The organism is Paenibacillus castaneae (assembly GCF_002884445.1).
In the GTDB taxonomy this organism is placed as follows: domain Bacteria; phylum Bacillota; class Bacilli; order Paenibacillales; family Paenibacillaceae; genus Pristimantibacillus; species Pristimantibacillus castaneae.
Map to the genome: position 1 here is coordinate 338,146 of NZ_KZ614144.1, position 19,764 is coordinate 357,909.

At 47.4% G+C, this 19,764-nt stretch carries 12 protein-coding genes; 8 read left to right on the top strand and 4 right to left on the bottom strand.

The window, feature by feature from the left end; translation table 11 throughout:
* Positions 1-6 precede the first annotated feature (6 nt).
* Complete coding sequence (gene cydD, locus CEF13_RS01515; RefSeq protein WP_102709097.1) at positions 7-3,633, top strand: thiol reductant ABC exporter subunit CydD; 3,627 nt, start codon at positions 7-9, stop codon at positions 3,631-3,633.
* A gap of 344 nt (positions 3,634-3,977) precedes the next feature.
* On the opposite strand, the gene udk is transcribed toward cydD, so the two are convergent.
* The gene (gene udk, locus CEF13_RS01520; protein ID WP_102709098.1) at positions 3,978-4,613 is read right to left on the bottom strand and encodes a uridine kinase; all 636 of its coding nucleotides are present in this window, start codon (positions 4,611-4,613) and stop codon (positions 3,978-3,980) included.
* 266 nt (positions 4,614-4,879) lie between these two features.
* Here udk and CEF13_RS01525 point away from each other — a divergent pair, with 266 nt between their 5' ends.
* The 3 genes from CEF13_RS01525 (at position 4,880) to CEF13_RS01535 (ending at position 8,797) form a co-directional block, all read left to right on the top strand.
* Positions 4,880-6,676, top strand: a complete 1,797-nt coding sequence (locus CEF13_RS01525) for an RNA polymerase sigma factor (protein ID WP_102709099.1) — start codon at positions 4,880-4,882, stop codon at positions 6,674-6,676.
* Positions 6,677-6,678: 2 nt separating this feature from the next.
* Entirely contained in the window at positions 6,679-7,788 is a 1,110-nt protein-coding gene (locus tag CEF13_RS01530) for an extracellular solute-binding protein (protein WP_102709100.1), read from the top strand.
* A gap of 355 nt (positions 7,789-8,143) precedes the next feature.
* Positions 8,144-8,797: a DUF2306 domain-containing protein gene (locus CEF13_RS01535; RefSeq protein WP_102709101.1), complete on the top strand. Its 654-nt coding sequence runs from the start codon at positions 8,144-8,146 to the stop codon at positions 8,795-8,797.
* 35 nt (positions 8,798-8,832) lie between these two features.
* On the opposite strand, the gene CEF13_RS01540 is transcribed toward CEF13_RS01535, so the two are convergent.
* Complete coding sequence (locus CEF13_RS01540; protein WP_102709102.1) at positions 8,833-9,816, bottom strand: LacI family DNA-binding transcriptional regulator; 984 nt, start codon at positions 9,814-9,816, stop codon at positions 8,833-8,835.
* 314 nt (positions 9,817-10,130) lie between these two features.
* On the opposite strand from CEF13_RS01540, the gene CEF13_RS01545 reads away from it, so the two are divergent.
* A complete protein-coding gene (locus CEF13_RS01545; protein WP_102716143.1) occupies positions 10,131-12,308 on the top strand; it encodes a glycoside hydrolase family 3 N-terminal domain-containing protein in 2,178 nt (725 codons plus the stop codon).
* 102 nt (positions 12,309-12,410) lie between these two features.
* Here CEF13_RS01545 and CEF13_RS01550 read toward each other — a convergent pair whose 3' ends face one another.
* On the bottom strand, positions 12,411-13,283 hold the full coding sequence (locus CEF13_RS01550) for a carbohydrate ABC transporter permease (protein WP_102709103.1): 873 nt from the start codon (positions 13,281-13,283) through the stop codon (positions 12,411-12,413).
* Between the two features lie 16 nt (positions 13,284-13,299).
* Positions 13,300-14,250 (bottom strand): ABC transporter permease, encoded by a 951-nt coding sequence (locus CEF13_RS01555; protein ID WP_102709104.1) that lies wholly within the window; start codon positions 14,248-14,250, stop codon positions 13,300-13,302.
* A gap of 144 nt (positions 14,251-14,394) precedes the next feature.
* On the opposite strand from CEF13_RS01555, the gene CEF13_RS01560 reads away from it, so the two are divergent.
* From CEF13_RS01560 to CEF13_RS01570, 3 genes are all read left to right on the top strand, one after another.
* Complete coding sequence (locus CEF13_RS01560) at positions 14,395-16,233, top strand: sensor histidine kinase (protein WP_102709105.1); 1,839 nt, start codon at positions 14,395-14,397, stop codon at positions 16,231-16,233.
* A complete protein-coding gene (locus CEF13_RS01565) occupies positions 16,211-17,821 on the top strand; it encodes a response regulator transcription factor (protein WP_102709106.1) in 1,611 nt (536 codons plus the stop codon). The genes CEF13_RS01560 and CEF13_RS01565 overlap by 23 nt, the downstream gene beginning before the upstream one ends.
* A 106-nt stretch (positions 17,822-17,927) precedes the next feature.
* Positions 17,928-19,628: a type 2 periplasmic-binding domain-containing protein gene (locus CEF13_RS01570; protein ID WP_102709107.1), complete on the top strand. Its 1,701-nt coding sequence runs from the start codon at positions 17,928-17,930 to the stop codon at positions 19,626-19,628.
* Positions 19,629-19,764 lie beyond the last annotated feature (136 nt).

The window sequence follows — 19,764 nt, forward strand, 5'->3', positions numbered from 1 at the left end:
AATGCCATGATAAAAAAATTGTTCAAACAAGTACCCGGCAGCCGCAAACTGTTCGCAGCAACAATTATTTTTGGCTCTGTGGGCGGCTTGCTGTTAATCGCGGAGACGGTATATCTTGCTGGAGTCGTGGATGAAGCGTTTCTCCGAGGAAGCAAGCTTGCCGCTCTAATGCCTGCGCTTTATATACTGCTTGGTATTATCGCATTCAGAGCGCTGCTTCATATGGCAAGCGACTATACCTCCGCTCAAATGGCGCAAGGGATTAAGAGCGGCCTTCGCCTCCGGCTCGTCCAGAAGCTTGCAGAGCTTGGGCCCCAGTATGCTAAAGGAGAGCGGAGCGGGGAACTCATCGGAACGGTCTATGAAGGCGTTGAACAGCTGGAAAACTATTTAGCTAAATATTTGCCCCAAATGGCATTATCTATGTTCGTGCCAATGGCTGTATTTTTCGTTGTGGCAGGTAAGGACTGGATTTCCGCGGTTGTATTTATCGTCACCCTTCCACTGCTGGTACTGTTTATGATTCTAATCGGCAAGGCGGCTAAAGCGAGGACAGATCGGCAGTTTCAAATGCTTGGCCGCCTCGGCGGACATTTCCATGAAGTGCTTCGCGGATTGACGACTTTGAAAATGTTCAATCGCAGCCGTGCCCAGCTGGAAATTATAGGGAGGATTAGCGAGGAGCACCGCCGTTCGACGATGGGGACGCTGCGGCTTGCTTTTATGTCTGCTTTTGCGATGGAGCTGTTCGCGACGCTAAGCACCGCCATTATTGCCGTTTTTCTCGGATTGCGATTGGTTGAAGGGCAGATTGGATTCAAGGAAGCGTTCTTGGTGCTGCTGCTTACGCCGGAATTTTATGCTCCTGTGAGAGCACTGGGCACTCAATTTCATGCGGGAATGAACGGTGTTACGGCGGCAGGACGTATATTCGACATTCTGAATACAGAGCCGCGGGGCTGGACAGTGAAGAAGGATGGTCTGACCCTTCCGCCTCGGCAAGGCGGCTTCCGCATTGTATTCGAGGGTGTTAGCGTTCGGTATCCCGGCGAAGACCGCAGTGCATTGTCCAACCTGTGGCTAACCCTTGAACCGGGGGAGCGCATTGCAGTGGCCGGACCGACCGGCTCGGGCAAAAGCACGCTTCTGGATCTCATTCAAGGATTTATTAAGCCCACGGAAGGCCGTATTTTAATAGATGGAACGGATATGTCACAGCTATCTATGAGCTGGTGGAGAAATGAGCAGTCGGTGCTTTCACAGCATGTTCATCTGTTTCATGGAACGGTTAGTGATAATATCCAATTAAGCTGTCCAGAAGCAGGGGAGGAGCAGGTGATCGCCGCTGCGCGCATTGCGCAGGCAGATGCTTTCATCCGGAGGCTCCCGCTTGGTTACCATACACTGATTGGAGAGGCTAGTCAGATGTCGGGCGGACAGGCACAGCGAATCGCAATTGCTAGAACGCTGCTTCGAGATGCAAGCTTGGTTCTTCTCGATGAGCCAACCTCTGGACTAGATATGGTTCACCAACGTGCCGTGACCGATGGTCTTCATACATGGCTGCAAGGACGCATGTCAGTAACAGTGGCACATCGGCTGGAAACGATCCGCACGGCGGATAGGGTGATCGTACTAAGCGAAGGGCAGCTGGTGGAGACGGGTTCACCCCAACAGTTGATTGCTGCAGGTGGATTGTTTGCAGAGATGATCCAAGCGAGTCATGCAGACCAGAAGAGTGGGAGCCGCAGCTTGCCGCTAATGCAGGCGGAGCGTGAAGCTGGCACTTTGCAGAAGCAGCAGAAGGGGACAGAGCTTCAGGGGGCAATTGCTCACAAGAAGACAGGCAATGCGACGCTCCGTACACTCAGTCGCCTCATCGGCCTGATCAGCCCTTATAAATGGAGAGCTGTGCTTGCCATCATGCTCTCATTCGCAACAGTGGCGGCAAACATTGGTCTTATGGGCACTTCTGGTTATTTGATTGCACAGGCTGCACTTCGTCCGGAGACGGTGCTGCTGCTCTATATTCCGATTGTAGGCGTTCGTTTTTTCGGTATTTCAAGGGGTGTGCTGCGCTATCTGGAGCGTCTGGCCTCCCATGATCTGACCTTTCGCATTCTGCATCGTATGCGCGTCTGGCTGTATGAAAAGCTGGAACCGAAAGGCGCTCAGCTGTTTGAGAGCAAACGAAGCGGAGACGTACTTGGCTCGGTTATCAGCGATATCGATCAACTGCAAAATTTCTATTTGCGAATCGTTGCACCGCCGCTTGTTTTCGCTTTAACGATTGTTCTCGGTTTCCTGTTGATGGCTAGGCAGCAGTTGGAGCTTGGCTTCCTGCTTGCAGGAATGATGCTGCTATCCGGGCTTGCGGTTCCTTGGGTCAGCCATAGGCTGGGCCGAAGCCGCGGGGAAGCATTGGTGCAGGCACGCTCCAAAATGTACGTAGAAACATCCGATATGCTTAGCGGCTTAGCAACGCTGCTGAGCTTTGGCCAAGCCGAGACCGCGCAGCAGCGCATCGGGCATATTCAATCTCAGCTTAACGCTTCCCAGAAGAGCCAGAACCGGATTGCAGCCATAAGCGGCGGTACAATGACGGGCCTATCTCATTTGTCGATGTGGCTAATTCTGCTTGCTGCTATTCCGCTTGTCACATCCGGAACAATTAGTGGAGCTGTTATTCCGGCTCTTGTGTTAATTGCATTAGCTTGCTTCGAGGCGGTAACGCCGCTTCCGCTCTCCTTCCAGCATTTCGGTCAGACACTGGCATCGGGCGAGAGATTGTTTCGGCTGGAGGATGAAGGAGCGGTGCCCGAGTCTGCTCGTTTGCGCACGGTTGAAGAGCGCCCTGCTAAGTGGAGTGCTGAGGTAAGCGGGCTCACGCTCCGTTATGCTCCGGATGAGCCGGCAGCTATTCGGGATATCTCGTTATCAATGGCGCAGGGCAAACAAATTGCCGTTGTAGGCGAGAGCGGTGCCGGCAAAAGTACACTTCTGCAAGCGCTCCTGAAGCTCAGGCCTTACCAAGAAGGCTCTGTTACAATTAATGGTACGGAGATTCGGCAATTATCGGAGGAATCCGTTCGCGCTCAATTCGCAGTCGTCTCTCAAAACGTACAATTGTTTAATGCCACGGTAGCTGATAATTTACGGCTGGGCCAGACCGAAGCGACGCTGGATGAGCTGCGGACAGCAGCAAGGCTCGCCGAGATAGATGAGACCATTATGCGGCTGCCAGACGGTTATGACACCATTATCGGCGAGTGGGGGGCAAAGCTGTCCGGCGGCGAACGGCAGCGAGTCGCATTGGCGCGGGCGCTGGTACGCAAGGCACCAGCGATCTTGTTCGATGAGCCGGCAACCGGCCTTGATTCTTTAACGGAGCAGGCCTTCCACGTTAATATTGAACCGCTGCTGAGAGAGAAGGCTGTCCTATGGATTACCCATAAGCTGTCAGGACTTGAGCGAATGGATGAGATTATTGTGCTGCATAACGGCACTGTCTGCGAGCGAGGCAAGCACGAGGATTTACTAAAGCGTCAAGGCATATATTGGCGGTTGTGGCAGCTGGAGCGGGAGAAGGATTGGAGCGGCAAGCTTCAAACGAACATCCGTCTTTCCAGCTAATCAAAGCAACGACAAAAAGGCGGTGCAAGATTTATTCTTGCCCGCCTTTTTTTATTTTTTCGATTGCTTATGAAAATTACCAAATCAAGTAACTGCATTATCTACATCTATTCCGTCGATAGGCTCCAGCTATTTGCCTATAACTGCAATTGCTACAGCTAATTCGAGTCATTCTTTGTAAAATGCAGGTTTTCGATACGATTAACGTTAGCTTATACAGCTAAATGGTCTCTAAAGAGTTAAACGGACAAGATTAGCTGCAGCTTTTCCAGTTAATTGTCTACATCGTTCCCCATTCAGCTGAATTTCTTACCCCACCATGCGACTCAAACAACAAGCTGCGATTATTCCTCGTCTAATGTCCGCCCGCCAGTCAAATATTTTTCAGTCAAAATCGACAGCATTTGAATGCCGACCTCATTGTGTCCGCCATCGGGGATAATCAAATCGGCATATTTCTTGGATGGCTCGATAAACGCTTCATGCATAGGCTTAACTGAATTTAAATATTGATGGTGGATCGATTGAATGGTCCGTCCACGTTCCTCGATATCACGAAGCACTCTCCGAAGTATCCGAACATCAGGGTCGGTATCTACAAATACTTTAATGTCCAACAGCTGCCGCAGGTTCTCGTCAGAGAGCACATGAAGACCTTCTATAATGACGATATTATTCGGCTTAAGCTCTACAGTCTCGTCGGCGGAACGAGTATGAATCGTGAAGTCATATACAGGAGCGTGCGCAGTTTGTCCTTCTCTTAAGCAATTAAGATGTTCAATTAGCAGCTCATTGTCAAAGACGAGCGGATGATCGTAGTTGATCGCTTCGCGTTTGGACAGGCTGAGATGCGAATGGTCCTTATAGTAGTTATCCTGAGATATGAAAGTCACTTTACCCGGTCCAAGACGATCTATGACGGAGCGGGCAACTGTTGTTTTACCAGAGCCGGTGCCGCCGGCAATACCTATAATAAGCATGATTGTTTAAAAAGCCTCCCTAATTTAAAAGCCATTGTAATTCCAGTATTGTAGCACAGCCATGGAATGATTTCATCTTCAATCCCTTCAAAGGTATGTGGAAGCTGTTCATTGACCAGGAATAGTTTGGATCGCCATCCATATTCAGCATCCCAGAAAAGGAAATAGTGAAAAAACGAGGAATTTAAATAATAATTGTTCAAAAAAGATCGGCGGGTGGCATCTATCTTAATGAGGCGGAATGAGTCATAGGAGGAAGGAACGGAATGGAAGCGGAAAAAGCAGCGTGCACCGTCAATGATCGACAGGTTTCGGTCGAGCAGGCCGAGCTGGATCAGACTTTGGTAGAACGTGCTCAGCAAGGGGATACGGAAGCCTTCGGCGAGCTAATTGAGCAGCACCGAAGCAAGGCGCGCGGCTGGGCTGAGCGGATGACCGGCGATCCCCATATGGCTGATGATATCGTACAAGATGCGCTAATCCGAGCGTTTTTGCATTTGGGCTCGCTTGCGGACACAAGTCGATTTCTGCCATGGTTTCACCGGATTGTGCGCAATCAGGCGAATATGCGCTTGCGCCGCGGCGGTCCGCACAGAAAGGAGCGGCCGTTCGCATCAATGGGTGCTGCAGTGAACGATGGTTCTGAGGTTGACTGGGAAAATTTAGACAGCATTCTTTATCATCTTGCAAGTACAGCAGCGGCGGATGCCGCAGTAAGGGATCATGACCCAGCCGAAAGCCTGCTGCGCAAAGAAATGTACGAAACGATACATGCGCTGCTTCATTGTCTGGCTCCTAAGGAGAGTGCTATTTTCAAGGCGTATTTCTTTAGCCAGCTGCAACCGGAGGAGATTGCGACCATGTATAGGATGACAACCGGTTCCATTTATACCTACTTACACCGTTCCCGCCAGAAGCTCCGCAAGGAGCATATCCGTGTCTCTCTAGGCCTCATACCAGAAAAAGGAGGGAGCGGGATGACCAGAAGCAAAGTTTTGAAATTGCCGGAATGGCCGGTGCAGTCTTCAGTAAAGACGACTTTTATGGACAGTATTGGCCGCATGCTGGCGTTTTTGGATGATCGACACGGGACAGCGGAACTGATGGGACATTCCAGCTTTGCTTTTCGGATGAAGATTTCGAACCAAACGACGTTTGCGGATGGCATTTACATGTTTGACTGGAGACGGACTCTGCTGTCATTCATGGAGGAGCTCGGCTACAAAATAACGATACTGTGCGGACAGCTCGCAGATTCGCCCATCCCTCTTCTCGGAGCAGTTGAACGATTTCCGATTGTATTGCCGATCGAAGAGGCGGTTCTTCCTTTCATCCGTAAGTACATTGATCTTGGAAAGCCGGTGCTGTACTTCGACACACTGGCTGTTAAGCCCTTTGTCCATGAGTGGTCGGTCATATACGGATATGATGATGAGCAGCGGATTGTATATTTGACCGATCAGATGCTTCCAGATGGCAAAACGTTATCCTATGATGATGTGACAGATAATCCTGTTCGGTTCGCGGCAGGCATTGACGAGTTTCTGGCGAAGGGGATCGATGTGCTTGCGCAAAGGGGCTCGAAGCTACGAAAGCAGGCAGAACGGACTGTCCGTTTCGCTGTCGATTATGCAAGACAAGGCTGCGATTATCGCCCAATGACCAGCTATCTGCAGTACACCTCTGGGCTTGCGGCATATGATCGCTGGATAGGTCATCTTAGCAACACATACACCGTGCCGAACAGGTATGGCATGGGTCAGCTATGTATGGTTTATGCCGAAGCGAAACGCTATGCGTCGCTCTATTTACGCCGTGTTCCATTCGAAGGGGAAGCCATGCGGATGGTCCTCTTGGCTTCGGAAGCTTACGAACAAACGGCTGAAGCTTTGGAGATGCTGAGCTCTACTGTGCCGTTCATTCGTTCATCCGAAATGTTTTCTCCACAATTGCTTGAGACCTGTATCACGTATTTGAACCGAGCGAAAGAATTTGAAACAGCTGCTATCGGATATTTAGAAAAAGCACTCGCTTTTAATATGGAAGAGAAGGGAAGGAAATAAACGTGACAGAAATCCGGTTTTTAACGCAAATCGCGTACAATATGAGGCAAGTGATGGCAGCGAAGGAATCTTTCGAAAAAATAAACCCAGATGTTCGAATTATTGTCGAGCAATCTAAAGATTATTTTGAAATGATGCAATCATTCAAGTCTGATGAAGCCCCGGATATTATTGAAACAGGAGGATTCCAAGTTAGCAATTCGGACGGAATATTTATAGATTTGAACCCTTACATTGCTGAGATTGAAGGATTAGAAGAGGATTTATACCCAGGTTTGCTGCGGGTAGCAAGAAACAGCGGTATACTGCCGGGTCTACCTATTGAGGTCAGTCCACCGCTCATTATATACAATAAGGAAATGTTCGACCAAGCGGGGCTGGCTTATCCGACAGAAGCCTGGACCTGGGATGACATGGTCGAGCTGGCCCGGAAACTGACGATTCGTGATGAGCAAGGTATTGCGAGTCAATTCGGATTCGGACTTGGTGTCGATATCGAATGGTTCGAGCCTTTTGTAATGAGGAATGGAGGCAGCTACGTTGCCCCTGATGGCTCGACGTCAAGGGGTTATGTGGATAGCCCTGCTACCATTGAGGCTTTTCGCAAAATTATCGATGCGTTCCGCGTCCACAACATTATTCGTAAGCCCGGAGAGCAATCCTCAGCAACCGACGAGAATGATGAGAGTGCGATGACTTTCTGTTTCATATGGAATACTCATCATCATAAACTCCATGATCGGTATCAGGTTGTAGGCTTGCCTGTTATGCCAGGCGGCAAAGAAGCGAATATGATCTATATGGGCGGGGCTGGAATAACGACGAAATCTTCGAACCCGCGGCTTGCATGGGAGTTTTTGCGCCACTATATGCTGGAATGCCACTCGTGGATGCCGCCGATTTCGAAGTCACAAGCGGAAGAGCGAGGATTGACTGAGCATCGAATCTGGTCCCGTTACTTAAAGGAGCTCGACCATGTTCAGCTTAGCGGCTATTACTTGAGCAAGAAGTGGAATGCTTCTAGACAGTTGATCAACGATGAAATTCACAAAATGATTTTGGAGGGCGCCGACGTAGCGCAAACGCTGCGATCCTGGACGAGGTTTACGTAAATAGAATTCCCTCTCCTCTCTATTCAGTCTTCGCCATACAAGCTCATATCCGCCATTTTCCCTTATAATAGAGCTAGTTTCTAGCTCTAATTCACTCAAAGTAACCAAAGTTTGTGGAATAGAGCTAATATCTAGCTCTATTCTACTCGAATATGAATAGCGCAGCGCCAGTAAGATATGAAGCGGAGCAAGGAACCTCAAATGAATGCAGTGGAATACCACTGATGAATGTAATCCACTTATGCCCCTTAAAAAAACTATTTACATACCGACCATCGGTATGTTACCATGAAATCACAATAAACCGACGGTTGGTATGCATGAAAGAATTGAAAAGTTATAAGGGAGAGGTCGAATGAAAATGCTGAATAAAAAAATGATTTTACCCGTTGTATATGTGCTTGCCTATTTGCTTACCTTTTATGTGGTGATCCAATACATCATCTATAAGCCGAGCCAGGCAGGAGCGGTGTCCTCGAAACTGCAGGACGCTTCGTTCCACTACGAAATATGGAAATTGTTCTTCTATCCGCATATTCTGCTTGGGATAGCTGCATTGCTGATTGGCGCCTATCAGCTGACGAAGAGCAGCCGACGTAATCCGAAGCGTCATAAGATGCTGGGCCGGATCTATGGTGTTTCCATACTCATTAATGTGTTAGTTGTGCCCTATATCGCCTTGTATGCTACCGGCGGCACGCCCACAACCATCGCTTTTCTCGTCTTGGACGTCTTCTGGTTAGGGACGACGGTTATCGGCATCAGGCACATTTTGCGCAAAAATATTACCGCTCATCGGCAGTGGATGCTTCGCAGCTATGCGGTTACGTTCGTGTTCGTCAGTTTCCGTATCGTACTGCCAATCATCCAATTGTCTACCGACGCGCCAATGAGCGTCACCTTTCCGCTAGCCGTCTATATTGGCATTGCGATAAACCTTGTTTTTACCGAGTTATACCTCAAGAAACGCACTCGGAATACGTCTAAGCCCATTGAGGAAGTGGCTTAGCCTATGAAGATGGACCTGCATCTGCGCTGTTGCTATTACAGCGATAGTGCAGGTCTATTTGTTACCGATTCGCCTTCTACTAAAGAGACATAAATACGCTCATGATCGACGGGCTTGCCTGCAATGATTTTGAGCAGCTGCTCGGAGGCGAGCGCCCCCCACTTGCGCATGGAGTAATCGATGGTGGCTAGTCTTGGCTGTACATACTGGGCTAGTTCAATGTTGTCGAATCCAATTATATGGATATGTTGTCCGATGATCAGCGAGGAATAATCTTTTACATAATTGTATAAACCGATAGCCATTTCATCATTGAGACAGAAGACGGCAACAGGCTGATTGTATTCATCTATAATTTGCTTCGCAGCTGCTTCGCCAGATTGCTTTTCGAAATCGCCTTCCAATTCTATGTATTCAAGCTGCGGGTTGCGTTCGACGGCTTGTTTGACCGCGTGGAGGCGCTGCTTAACATCATAGGAGCCTTTCGGGCCGGTAATTACGTAAAACTTGCGATGGCCGTGCTTAAGCAAGAAATCCATGGCTAGAGTGGCTCCGGCTTTATTATCCAGCAGAACCTGATTAATGTTCGCTTGATTCAGCTCGCGATCCAGCACAACCAGCTTGTGGCCTTGATCGGCATAGGCAATCAGCTGTTCGTCGGAGAAGGTTTCATCTAATATGATTGCACCGTCTAATATTCGCTCAGGAATCATTCGATGCGAATGCAGACCGCTGCACACGATGAGATCATAATGGCTTTGATGGAGAAATTCTTTGACGCCCTGCAGCAGTTCGCCATAGAAATTGCCGCTGAAATCGGTCAGGTAGATTCCGATAATGTTAGACTGTTTCCTCTTTAACGATCTTGCAGCTGCATGAGGCACATAATTTAATTCGCTAGCTATTTTTAATATCCTCGCAGTCGTCTCTTCCGTTACCTTGCTGCTCCCGTTCAGGGCGTAAGAAACGGTTGATATGGAAACCCCTGCCTCCCTGGCAATATCCTTTATGCTGGTCATCATCTCACCTCTCTAGTAATTTCTTACATTAACAGAATATAGAAAGAAAGTTTGAAGGTCAACGCTAGGCGGACCCATACTTTCACTTAAATGTTCACATTTTCGGTGAAACGTTTCGATTATAACTATACGTAATATAATAATGACGTGCAACTACTACTTTATGACAAAAAATGATCTCAAATAAGGGTTTGACTAACAGGAAAGCGGCGAATTATAATCAATTAAGGAGCGAATCGAAACGTTTCTATAAAACTGATTAACGATTAGAAAGGTTGTGAATTCTCATGTCCAATCCGACAAACCAGACATCTATGGAATCTAACGCAAATACATTAATGCATGACTATATTGAGAAAATGACGCTTGATGAGAAAATCGCCCAGCTTATTCAGCTCGCTGTTCCATTCTTCGAGGGAGCAGAGGGCGGCGGCCTCATTACGGGCCCTATGGCATCGCTTGGCATAACGGAGCAAACGGTACGAAACAGCGGATCCGTTCTGGGTATGGCAGGAGCGCAGGAGGTCATTAACGTTCAGCGCACGCATCTGGAGAATAACCGTCTTGGCATTCCGCTGCTGATGATGGCCGATATCGTTCATGGGTTCAAGACGATCTTCCCCGTTCCGCTTGCAATAGGCTGCTCTTGGAATTTAGAGCTGGCAGAGCGCAGCGCGGAGATTGCGGCTAAAGAGGCATCTGTATCAGGCGTCCATGTGACGTTTGCGCCGATGGTCGATTTGGTTCGTGATCCGCGCTGGGGCAGGGTTATGGAATCAACTGGGGAGGACCCGTATCTGAACTCCGAGTTCGCACGGGCCTTTATTCGCGGCTTTCAAGGAACAGACCTTACTAGTGACAAGGATAGGGTTGCAGCATGCGTGAAGCACTTTGCTGCATATGGAGCTGCTGAAGGCGGCCGAGATTATAATACAGTCGACATGTCAGAGCGGCAATTGCGTGAATTTTATTTGCCTGCATACAAAGCGGCGCTGGATGAGGGCTGCGAAATGGTCATGACCTCCTTCAACACGGTGGATGGAATGCCTGCTACGGGCAACGTACCGCTTATGCGTAAGCTGCTTCGTGAGGAATGGGGCTTTGACGGCATTCTAATCTCTGACTGGGGAGCAGTCAAAGAGCTTATTGCACACGGATATGCGGCTGATGAGTCGGAAGCGGCCTACAGAGCGATTCAAGCGGGAGTCGACATTGAGATGATGACATCCTGCTACGCCAAGCATCTTTCTGAGCTCGTAGAGAAGAAGGAAGTAGACGAGTCTCTTATAGATGAAGCTGTACTGCGTATACTCACTCTTAAGCAAAAGCTTGGCTTGTTTGAGAATCCTTACCGCGCTGCAGATCCGGAACGGGAGCAGGAAGTTGTTTTCTGCGAGGCTCATCGTGAAGTATCTCGGGAGCTTGCGGTTAAATCATGTGTGTTATTGAAAAATGAAGGCGTGCTTCCGCTTCAGCCGCAGCAGAAGATTGCGCTCATTGGGCCATTCGCCCAAAGCAGCGATCTGCTTGGTCCTTGGTCATGGACAGGCTCCAAGGATGATGTTGTTAAGTTGACTGATGGCATAAAGCGTAAGCTAAGCCAATCAGCTGAGCTGCTTGTTGCCGATGGATGCGGCATTGAAGAAGCGACAGAAGAGCAGTGGAAGGAAGCCGAAGCAGCGGCGCAAGCTGCCGATGTGATCGTTCTTGCTTTGGGCGAGCATTCCGATATGAGCGGCGAGGCAGGCAGCCGGGCAAATATTCAACTGCCGGAAGTGCAGCTGGAGCTTATCCGCAAAGCGAAGCTGCTTCAGAAGCCGATCGTTGTTGTTCTATTTAATGGACGTCCGCTGGACTTGCACGGTGTCTACCATGAAGCGGATGCGATACTGGAAGCATGGTTCCCAGGAACGGAAGGCGGCAATGCTGTAGCGGATTTATTGTTCGGCGATGCCAATCCATCCGGACGTCTAACGATGTCATTCCCTTTCAGCGTAGGTCAGGTGCCAGTGTATTATAATGCTTTTAATACAGGACGTCCCCAAGGTGCTGAAGATGCTCAGGTCCGTTATGTGTCACAGTATTTGGACATTCCGAATGAACCGCTGCTGCCTTTCGGCTTCGGTCTTAGCTACTCTAAGTTTGATTACAGTGACGCTAAGCTTTCCTCTGACCTGATAACGGTGGATCAGCCGATTAAAGTGACAGTGAAGCTGACGAATACGGGAACTGTTGCAGGCGAAGAAACGGTACAGCTGTATGTGCGTGATATATCGGGCGAGGTTGTGCGTCCAGTCAAAGAATTGAAGGATTTCAAGAAGGTAACGCTCCAGCCGGGAGAGAGCAGCGAGGTTGAATTCGTTCTGTCCGAGGAGCAGCTGCGCTACTATCACGCCGATCTGAAGCATCATAGTGATGCAGGGGCATTCTCAGCATTTGTCGGTCCGAACAGCCAACAGACGACTCAGCTTTCTTTCAAGCTGGTAAAGTAATGATAAGACAATTGGTCAGGAGCTTTCGCTCCTGACCTTTTTTATCGACAAGAAAAACACACCTGATTCAGGTGTGTTTCCTTATCCTATATATCAAATGATTTATTCCTTCACGGCGCCGATAACAATCCCTTTCACAAAAAACCGCTGCAGGAAGGGATAGACGATGAGAATGGGCAAAGCGCCTATAAAGATCTGAGATGCCCGGATTGTTCGTTGAGAGAGATTGGCTATCGCTTGCGGGTCGAGCTTCGTTACATCGGCCTGAATAATAATCGTTTGCATGAAGGTCGCAAGCGGAAGCTTAGCTGAGTCTCTTATATAGATCAGCCCGTCAAAGTAGGAGTTCCAATGCCCAACCATAATGAACAGGGAAATCGTTGCAATGGCTGGCAAAGAAACAGGTAAGAAAATATTGAAGAAGGTTCGAAGATAACCAGCTCCGTCGATAAAGGCAGCCTCCTCGAGTTCTTTCGGAATGCTGCGGAAAAAGTTTAATAGAAGAATGACGTTGTAGACCCCAATCATGCCAGGAAGAATCAGCGCGAATAAGGAGTTCATGAGCCCAAGCTTCAAGATAAGAATATAGCTGGGAATTAGGCCTCCGCTGAATAGCATTGTTACAACAAAATACCAGAGATATATATTGCGGGCGCGGAATACCCGCGTATCCTTGGATAGGGCATAAGCGGCAATGGTATTAATGAATATGGCGAGTGCCGTTCCTAGTACAGTTCGCTGTATCGAAACCCATAAGGCGGATAGGAAATTCGTATTGTTGAATGTTTTGGCGTACGCTTCGAATGTTAGGCCTATTGGCCACAAGGTAACCAGTCCGCCGTTAGCCGGTGCGGCTGAGCTGAGGGAGACCATTAGCAAGTGGTAAAGCGGAAGCAGGCAAAGAATCGATACGAGAGCCAGTAACACGTAGTTGCATGTAGAGAAGATACGGTAAGGCAGTGTTTTGTAATACATGAATTGTCCCCCTTTTCTAGAAGATTCGATAGCCTGCGAATTTATAGGCGAAACGATAGGATATGATGATCAGAATAATACTAATGACCGACTTGAATAAATTGACGGCTGTAGCGAAGCTGAATTGACCGCTAAGCAGCCCTTCCCGGTACACAAAGGTGTCGATAATATCCCCCTGCTGATAAATAAGAGGATTGTAAAGGTTGAAGATTTGGTCGAAATTCGCATTCAGCACATTGCCGAGCGCCAGTGTCGCAACAACAATGATGAAAGGAACGAGGGCAGGCAGTGTAATATGTCTGGTTTGCTTCCAGCGGCCCGCGCCGTCAACCTCAGCAGCCTCGTACAGTGCAGGATTAATTCCGGCAAGCGCAGCTAGAAAGACGATCGTATTGAATCCGAATTCTTTCCATACATCACTGAATATAACGGTAAAGCGGAACCAGCCGCCGCTGCCTAGAAAGAAGATTGGCTTTATCCCGAACATACTGGTGAGGAACTGGTTAACGAGACCGGTCCGAGCGAGCAGATCGATGAGAATGCCTGCTAGAGTAACCCAGGAAAGAAAGTGGGGAAGATAGACAAGCGTTTGAATGGATCTTTTGAAGCCCATGTTTCTGACCTCATTCAATAGCAAGGCGAAAAATATCGGAATAATTAAGTTGAATATGATTTTGGCACAAGCAAAAAACACCGTATTCCATGTAATTTGCAGGAAATAATCATTTTCAAGCATATACTTGAAATGCTTTAATCCGACCCACGGAGAGCCGGTTAATCCCAAATTAGCTTTATAATCTTGAAATGCCATAAGAATCCCAGTCATTGGAATATAAGAGAAAATAAAAACCAATATAGCAGCCGGAAGCACCATAAAATGCAGCATCCACGGTTGTCTGTAGCCGCTTTTTCTTTTCGTGCGCTGTGCTTTTTCTTGGCTGATTGGCTGTACAGTATTCGCATCCATAGCGCTCACTCCCGTTCATAAAATGTTTTGTGAATTCAAACAATCTCTGTTATAAATAGTACAGACATTTCTATCCCGGTACTATATGACATTGTTAGGGATCGATATGGTTTTGTTAGGACACAACGTCTGGAGGAAGACAGCATGGTACTGAGAAGAGGCATGGATAGGATTAAAAGAAGATTGGGCGCAGGCTTCAGTCTGTTTGCCAAAATAAACGGTTTAATTATCATTTTGTTTATACCGATTATCGTTATTTACACCTATTCCAACAATGTCACATTTCAGGTTGTAAGCAAGGAGCTTCAGAAGTCTAATACCAGGCAGCTGGCTTTCTTATCCAGCCAAATCGATTCCCGCATTAATCAGATGATGGATTTCACGATCACCTTCTCCAAAGATCCTAATGTGCAGAAATTCAACGGCTTAAATATATGGGAAGACCGCTATGATCGGATGCAGACGAGGTTTGTCATTCAAGAAAAGATGATGCTTCAGTCTGGCGTGATGGATATTTGGCCAGCCAAATACACGGTACATTCTCAACATAACAAGGATGTCATTTCGAATTACAACCAATTTATTAAATATGATGAGGATTATCTCAAGCGAAATATGAGCGGGAAATGGACGTACGGCAACGGCGACACAGCCACTAGCGGCCAATTGAAAGCGTTTTATTGGTTTTTTACCGATTCTTTAGCTAGGCAAGGCATGCTTACGGGAAGCAATCTAGTTGTCGAAGCCAGCTTCGGTTATGAGAATATTCAAAACATGCTGGACACGTATAAAGCGGGGGGGCAGGGCGATCCGCTCTTTTACCATGAAGGGGATACTCCTATACTCAATCGCAGTGCAGATGTAGTGCTGTCGAGTGAATTGATCCGGTATTTGGATACCCAGTCTCTGGAGGATACAACGCAGAAGGTGGTTAAGCTAGAGGGGAAGGACTATTTGGTAAGCACGATTAAATCGCCTCATTTGGGCTGGCATTTGGTTGATGCTATTCCGCTTGACCGTGTATTGGGGTTAATCGCATTCAGCCGCAATTTATTTTATTTATGTATGTTCCTGCTGTTTGTTGTCGGAATATCAGCATCCATCCTGCTTTACCGAAACGTCCAGCGCCCTATTCGGAAATTAATCGACGGCCTGCGGCGTGTGCAGCGAGGGGAATATTCCGTTCGGCTCCATTCCAATGACAAGAATGAGTTTTCATTTCTGTTTTATCGGTTTAATGATATGTCACGCCAAATCCAAGACCTGATTGAAAACGTGCTTCATGAGAAAATTCGGGCTCGCGAGGCAACGCTAAAGCAGCTGCAGGCTCAGATCAATCCTCATTTCCTCTACAATTGCCTTGGTTATATTATTAATATGGCCCAGATGAAGGAGGAGAAAGCGGTCGTCTCGATGGCCTACAATTTAAGTGCTTACTATCGCTATACAACACGAATGGAACGTGAAACAGCGCTGTTGTCTGAAGAAATTCAATTAATCATTAATTACTTGGATATTCAGAAGCTGCGCAACGGCAGAATTGAGTATCATATCGATATTCCGTTAGATATGCAGAGTCAGCGTGTTCCGCGCTTGCTGCTTCAGCCCATAGTGGAGAATGCCGTCATTCATGGGGTTGGAAAATCATATACCGCTGGTGAAATTCGGATTAGCGGCGAGATGTCTAGCGGCTTCTGCCGCATATACATCGATGACGATGGACCGGGAATGAGCCACGCTCAGCTGGAAGCGTTGAATGGCAAGATGAAGGAGACGCTGCAGGAGGAAATGGGCTGCGGCCTTTGGAATACGAACCAGCGCGTTATTCACCAATTTGGAACTCATTCCTATTTGAATTTCAGGCAGTCCGATTTAGGCGGCTTGCGGACAGAAATTGTTTGGGAGATTACAGCTGGAGATGAACATTTCAATGATCTGAACAAACGAGGAGATGCTGGGCATGCAGATGATCATAGTAGATGATGAAGCGCACTGGGTAGAAAATTTAGCCATGTACAAACCATGGGACACGCTTGGTATCGAACACGTTTATAAAGCTTTTTCCGCGCGCGAAGCGCTTGAAATGATTGAAATGAATCCAATTGATATTGTCATAACCGATATTCTAATGCCCGAAATGACGGGGATAGAGCTGCTGGAGCGGGTTCGCTTACATGATAAGAAGATTAAGTTTATTATTTTATCCGGCCATTCTGATTTCGAATATGCCAAAAAGGCGGTGCAGCATCAGGCTGTTGATTATTTGCTTAAGCCGCCGACAGACGATGAATTGTTTAGTGCGGTTAAGAAAGCCATTGATCAGTTGAATGTGGAGTGGGAGAGCATCAGCTCATTGGAGCGGACTCAATATACGCTGCGGGAAAATTTGCCGCTTCTGCGCGGCCAGCTGCTGCTTGATGCCTTGCGGGGCTACCCTATGCCTGCTGAGGAATGGAGCCGTAAGCTTCACAATTATGGTTTGCCTTTCGAGAACGGAGAGTGCGCCCTGCTGCTTGTCCGCATGGAGGAAGAGTTCGGACGGTTTACAAATAATGGGCAGCAGCTAATGGAATATGCCATCATGAACATGGCTGAAGAAATAATCGGCGAGTTTATGGAAACGTGGGGTGTCAAAGAGGAGCATGGATACCTTGTATTTTTGCTTCAGTTAAAGAAAGAGCATGCCCATTTAGGCAAAGAAACGATATTAGAGAAGCTGGCCTTGCAGCTCCAATATAAGGTAAAGCAGTTTCTGAAAGTATCGCTATCTATTGTCATAACGGAATGGTTCCGGTTTCCTGAGCTGCTTCTGGATCAATACCGGCAGGCTGCAGATTATTTCCGGCAAATTGTTGGAGATGAGCAAGAATTCGTTATGCGTGTCGGAGCTGTTACGGATAACCGTTCGCAAGGCCCTTTGGATTCGCTCTATATGCCGCCTTCTCTGAGCAGCTTGCTAGAGGCTGGGCGCTGGGATACGGCGAAGGATAAGCTGATTACGGTATGCGCTGAATTGGATGAAAGATGGAATGATTCTTGGGAGCACTGTATGGAGGCTGGATATGTTATCGCGTCTTCCTTCACTCATCTTGCACACCGAAATGAACAGTCTCTGGCAAGCTTATTAGGTGGGCCGGATATGGAGCAGCTGCAAAGCGGAGAAGCATTCACCTCTATTAGCAAGCTCCGCAGATGGTCCCTTGGCGTGCTGAATAAGCTGGAAGAGGGCACGTCGAATGAAATGAAGGATATACGCTCCTTGTACGTGAAGAAGACGCAGGAGTTTGCGGAGAAAAATCTTCATCACGACGTATCGCTCCGTGCATTGGCGGATCATGTTAATTTGCACCCAACCCATTTATCCAAAATTTATAAGATTCAGACAGGTGAAGGCATAAGCGATTATGTGTTCCGCCTTCGCATGGAGCGGGCATGCCATGTGCTAAGAACGACCGACAAAAAGGTTTATGAGATCAGCATGGAAATCGGATATTTGGATCCCGCTTATTTTATCAAAGTGTTTAAACGACAGTTCGGGTCAACGCCGCAAGAATACAGAGAAAATAATTAGCAGCATGACAGAGTCTTATGAAAACTAAATAAATCATATAGATACTCTCCCCCGTTCATTGGTAAAGTTACAGCTGTAGAGATTTTAATTAAAGGGGAGATCAACAATGGGAAAGTTTAAAAAACCATGGATGCTGCTCGTGATCGTTGCGTTAATGGTAATCACCGCTTGCAGCGGAAATTCAGGTCAAAACGGAGCTGCAAAAGATCCCGTATCAAATGGCGGAACGGCAGCCGGTAACGGTTCCAAAGAAAGCAGTGCAGCCGATATCGCATTCGAAAAGGGCAAATACGATCCTCCAATTGAGATCAGCACCATATTAATGCCATATACGTATGTCCAAGGAGATACGAAGGAAAATAATGTCCATGACAGGTGGATGCTGGAGACATTAGGTATTAAGCATAAAGACACCTGGTACCCGGCGAATGACAGCCAAAAAATACAAAATCTTCAGCTAGCCATTACTTCCGGCGAGAAGCTGCCTGATTTTGTACCCGTACCGAATGATCCTGTATTGACAAATCAGCTGATTGATTCAGGTAAGTTTATGGCTATTGATGAGCTGTTTGAGAAATATGCCAGTAAAGTACTGAAAGAGCATGCCGCGGAGCACCCTGAATTATGGTATCCGTTCACTAGAGAAGGCAAGAAATATAATATGCCGATCATGGAATATACGGACAATGACGATACGCTTCTTTGGTTAAGGGAAGATTGGATGGAGAAGCTGAACCTGCAAGCACCGAAGACGATTGCAGATTTAGAGAACATTATGGATAAGTTCAAAAACGAGAATCCGGATGGATTGGCTCCAGATAAGGTTTATCCGCTCGCTACATCATTGAAGAATAATACGAACACATGGATGGGTTCATTGGATTGGCTGTTCGGAGCTTATGGCACCATACAAGAGCAATGGAACAAGGATGCGGACGGCAATCTAGAGTACGGCTCGATTAATGCGGGCGCCAAGTCAGCGCTTGCGAAGCTGAAGGAATGGATGGACAAAGGTTATATCCATCCCGATGCGGCACTTTGGGATGAAGGGAAATCCGCTGAAATCTGGACAAGAGGGGAAGCGGGCGTTTTACCGGGAGCAAACTGGGTTCCTGACTGGCCGGCTCCAGACTTATTGAAGAACGTTCCAGGAGCGAAATATAAGGCTTATCCTGTACCTGCTGGCCCGGATGGACAAATCGGAACCAAATGGCAAAACTCTGGTGTGAATGCCAGTATCATGATTAATAAAGATGCCAAGCATCCGGAAGCAATATTCCTGTACTATAATTATTTGTTAGAGCATCTAGCCAACCCGACTGCTGGCAGCGATTATGAATATGGTTTTGCCAAAGGGTATGATTGGGATATAGTGGACGGACAACCGACAAGCGATAAAGATAAAATTAAGGAATTCTCCAATAGTTTTCCTTTCCTAACCGGCCCGGCCCGCATTCCTAATCTCTATATGAAAACACTTGTTAAATTGGCTGACGGCAATGCGCCAGAAACACCTTATGAGAAGCAGCAAGCTGAATTCCGTAAGCCTGAAAACTGGTATGCTGCAAAAGTCGTGATGTCGCAATTGGATATCCGCAAGCAAAACTATTTCACAGGTGCCGCGACACCGACCATGATCTCGAAATGGAATCTTCTGCGTCAATCTGAGAAGGAAACGTTTAATAAGATTATATACGGCCAACTGCCGATCGATGCTTTCGACCAATTTGTTGCAAGCTGGAAGAGCAATGGTGGGGATCAAGTCACGAAGGAAGTTAATGAGTGGTTTAAGTCTGTATCCAAATAAGCAGGTTTCAAATTGCATACAACTAAGACAGCGATTTAATCGCTGTCTTTTGACTTTTTTCCTTCGTTTGCACATAAAGACAGGCGATGTGAGGAATACCATAAATAGCAAGTACCATTAAATATGTGAATGTTTC

Coding starts and splice junctions, on each gene's coding strand:
- CEF13_RS01550 (WP_102709103.1), bottom strand. CDS start 13,283: ATGTATTACAAAACACTGCCTTACCGTATCTTCTCTACATGCAACTAC.
- CEF13_RS01540 (WP_102709102.1), bottom strand. CDS start 9,816: ATGACCAGCATAAAGGATATTGCCAGGGAGGCAGGGGTTTCCATATCA.
- udk (WP_102709098.1), bottom strand. CDS start 4,613: ATGCTTATTATAGGTATTGCCGGCGGCACCGGCTCTGGTAAAACAACA.
- CEF13_RS01525 (WP_102709099.1), top strand. CDS start 4,880: ATGGAAGCGGAAAAAGCAGCGTGCACCGTCAATGATCGACAGGTTTCG.
- CEF13_RS01555 (WP_102709104.1), bottom strand. CDS start 14,250: ATGGATGCGAATACTGTACAGCCAATCAGCCAAGAAAAAGCACAGCGC.
- CEF13_RS01545 (WP_102716143.1), top strand. CDS start 10,131: ATGGAATCTAACGCAAATACATTAATGCATGACTATATTGAGAAAATG.
- CEF13_RS01560 (WP_102709105.1), top strand. CDS start 14,395: ATGGTACTGAGAAGAGGCATGGATAGGATTAAAAGAAGATTGGGCGCA.
- CEF13_RS01535 (WP_102709101.1), top strand. CDS start 8,144: ATGAAAATGCTGAATAAAAAAATGATTTTACCCGTTGTATATGTGCTT.
- cydD (WP_102709097.1), top strand. CDS start 7: ATGATAAAAAAATTGTTCAAACAAGTACCCGGCAGCCGCAAACTGTTC.
- CEF13_RS01565 (WP_102709106.1), top strand. CDS start 16,211: ATGCAGATGATCATAGTAGATGATGAAGCGCACTGGGTAGAAAATTTA.
- CEF13_RS01570 (WP_102709107.1), top strand. CDS start 17,928: ATGGGAAAGTTTAAAAAACCATGGATGCTGCTCGTGATCGTTGCGTTA.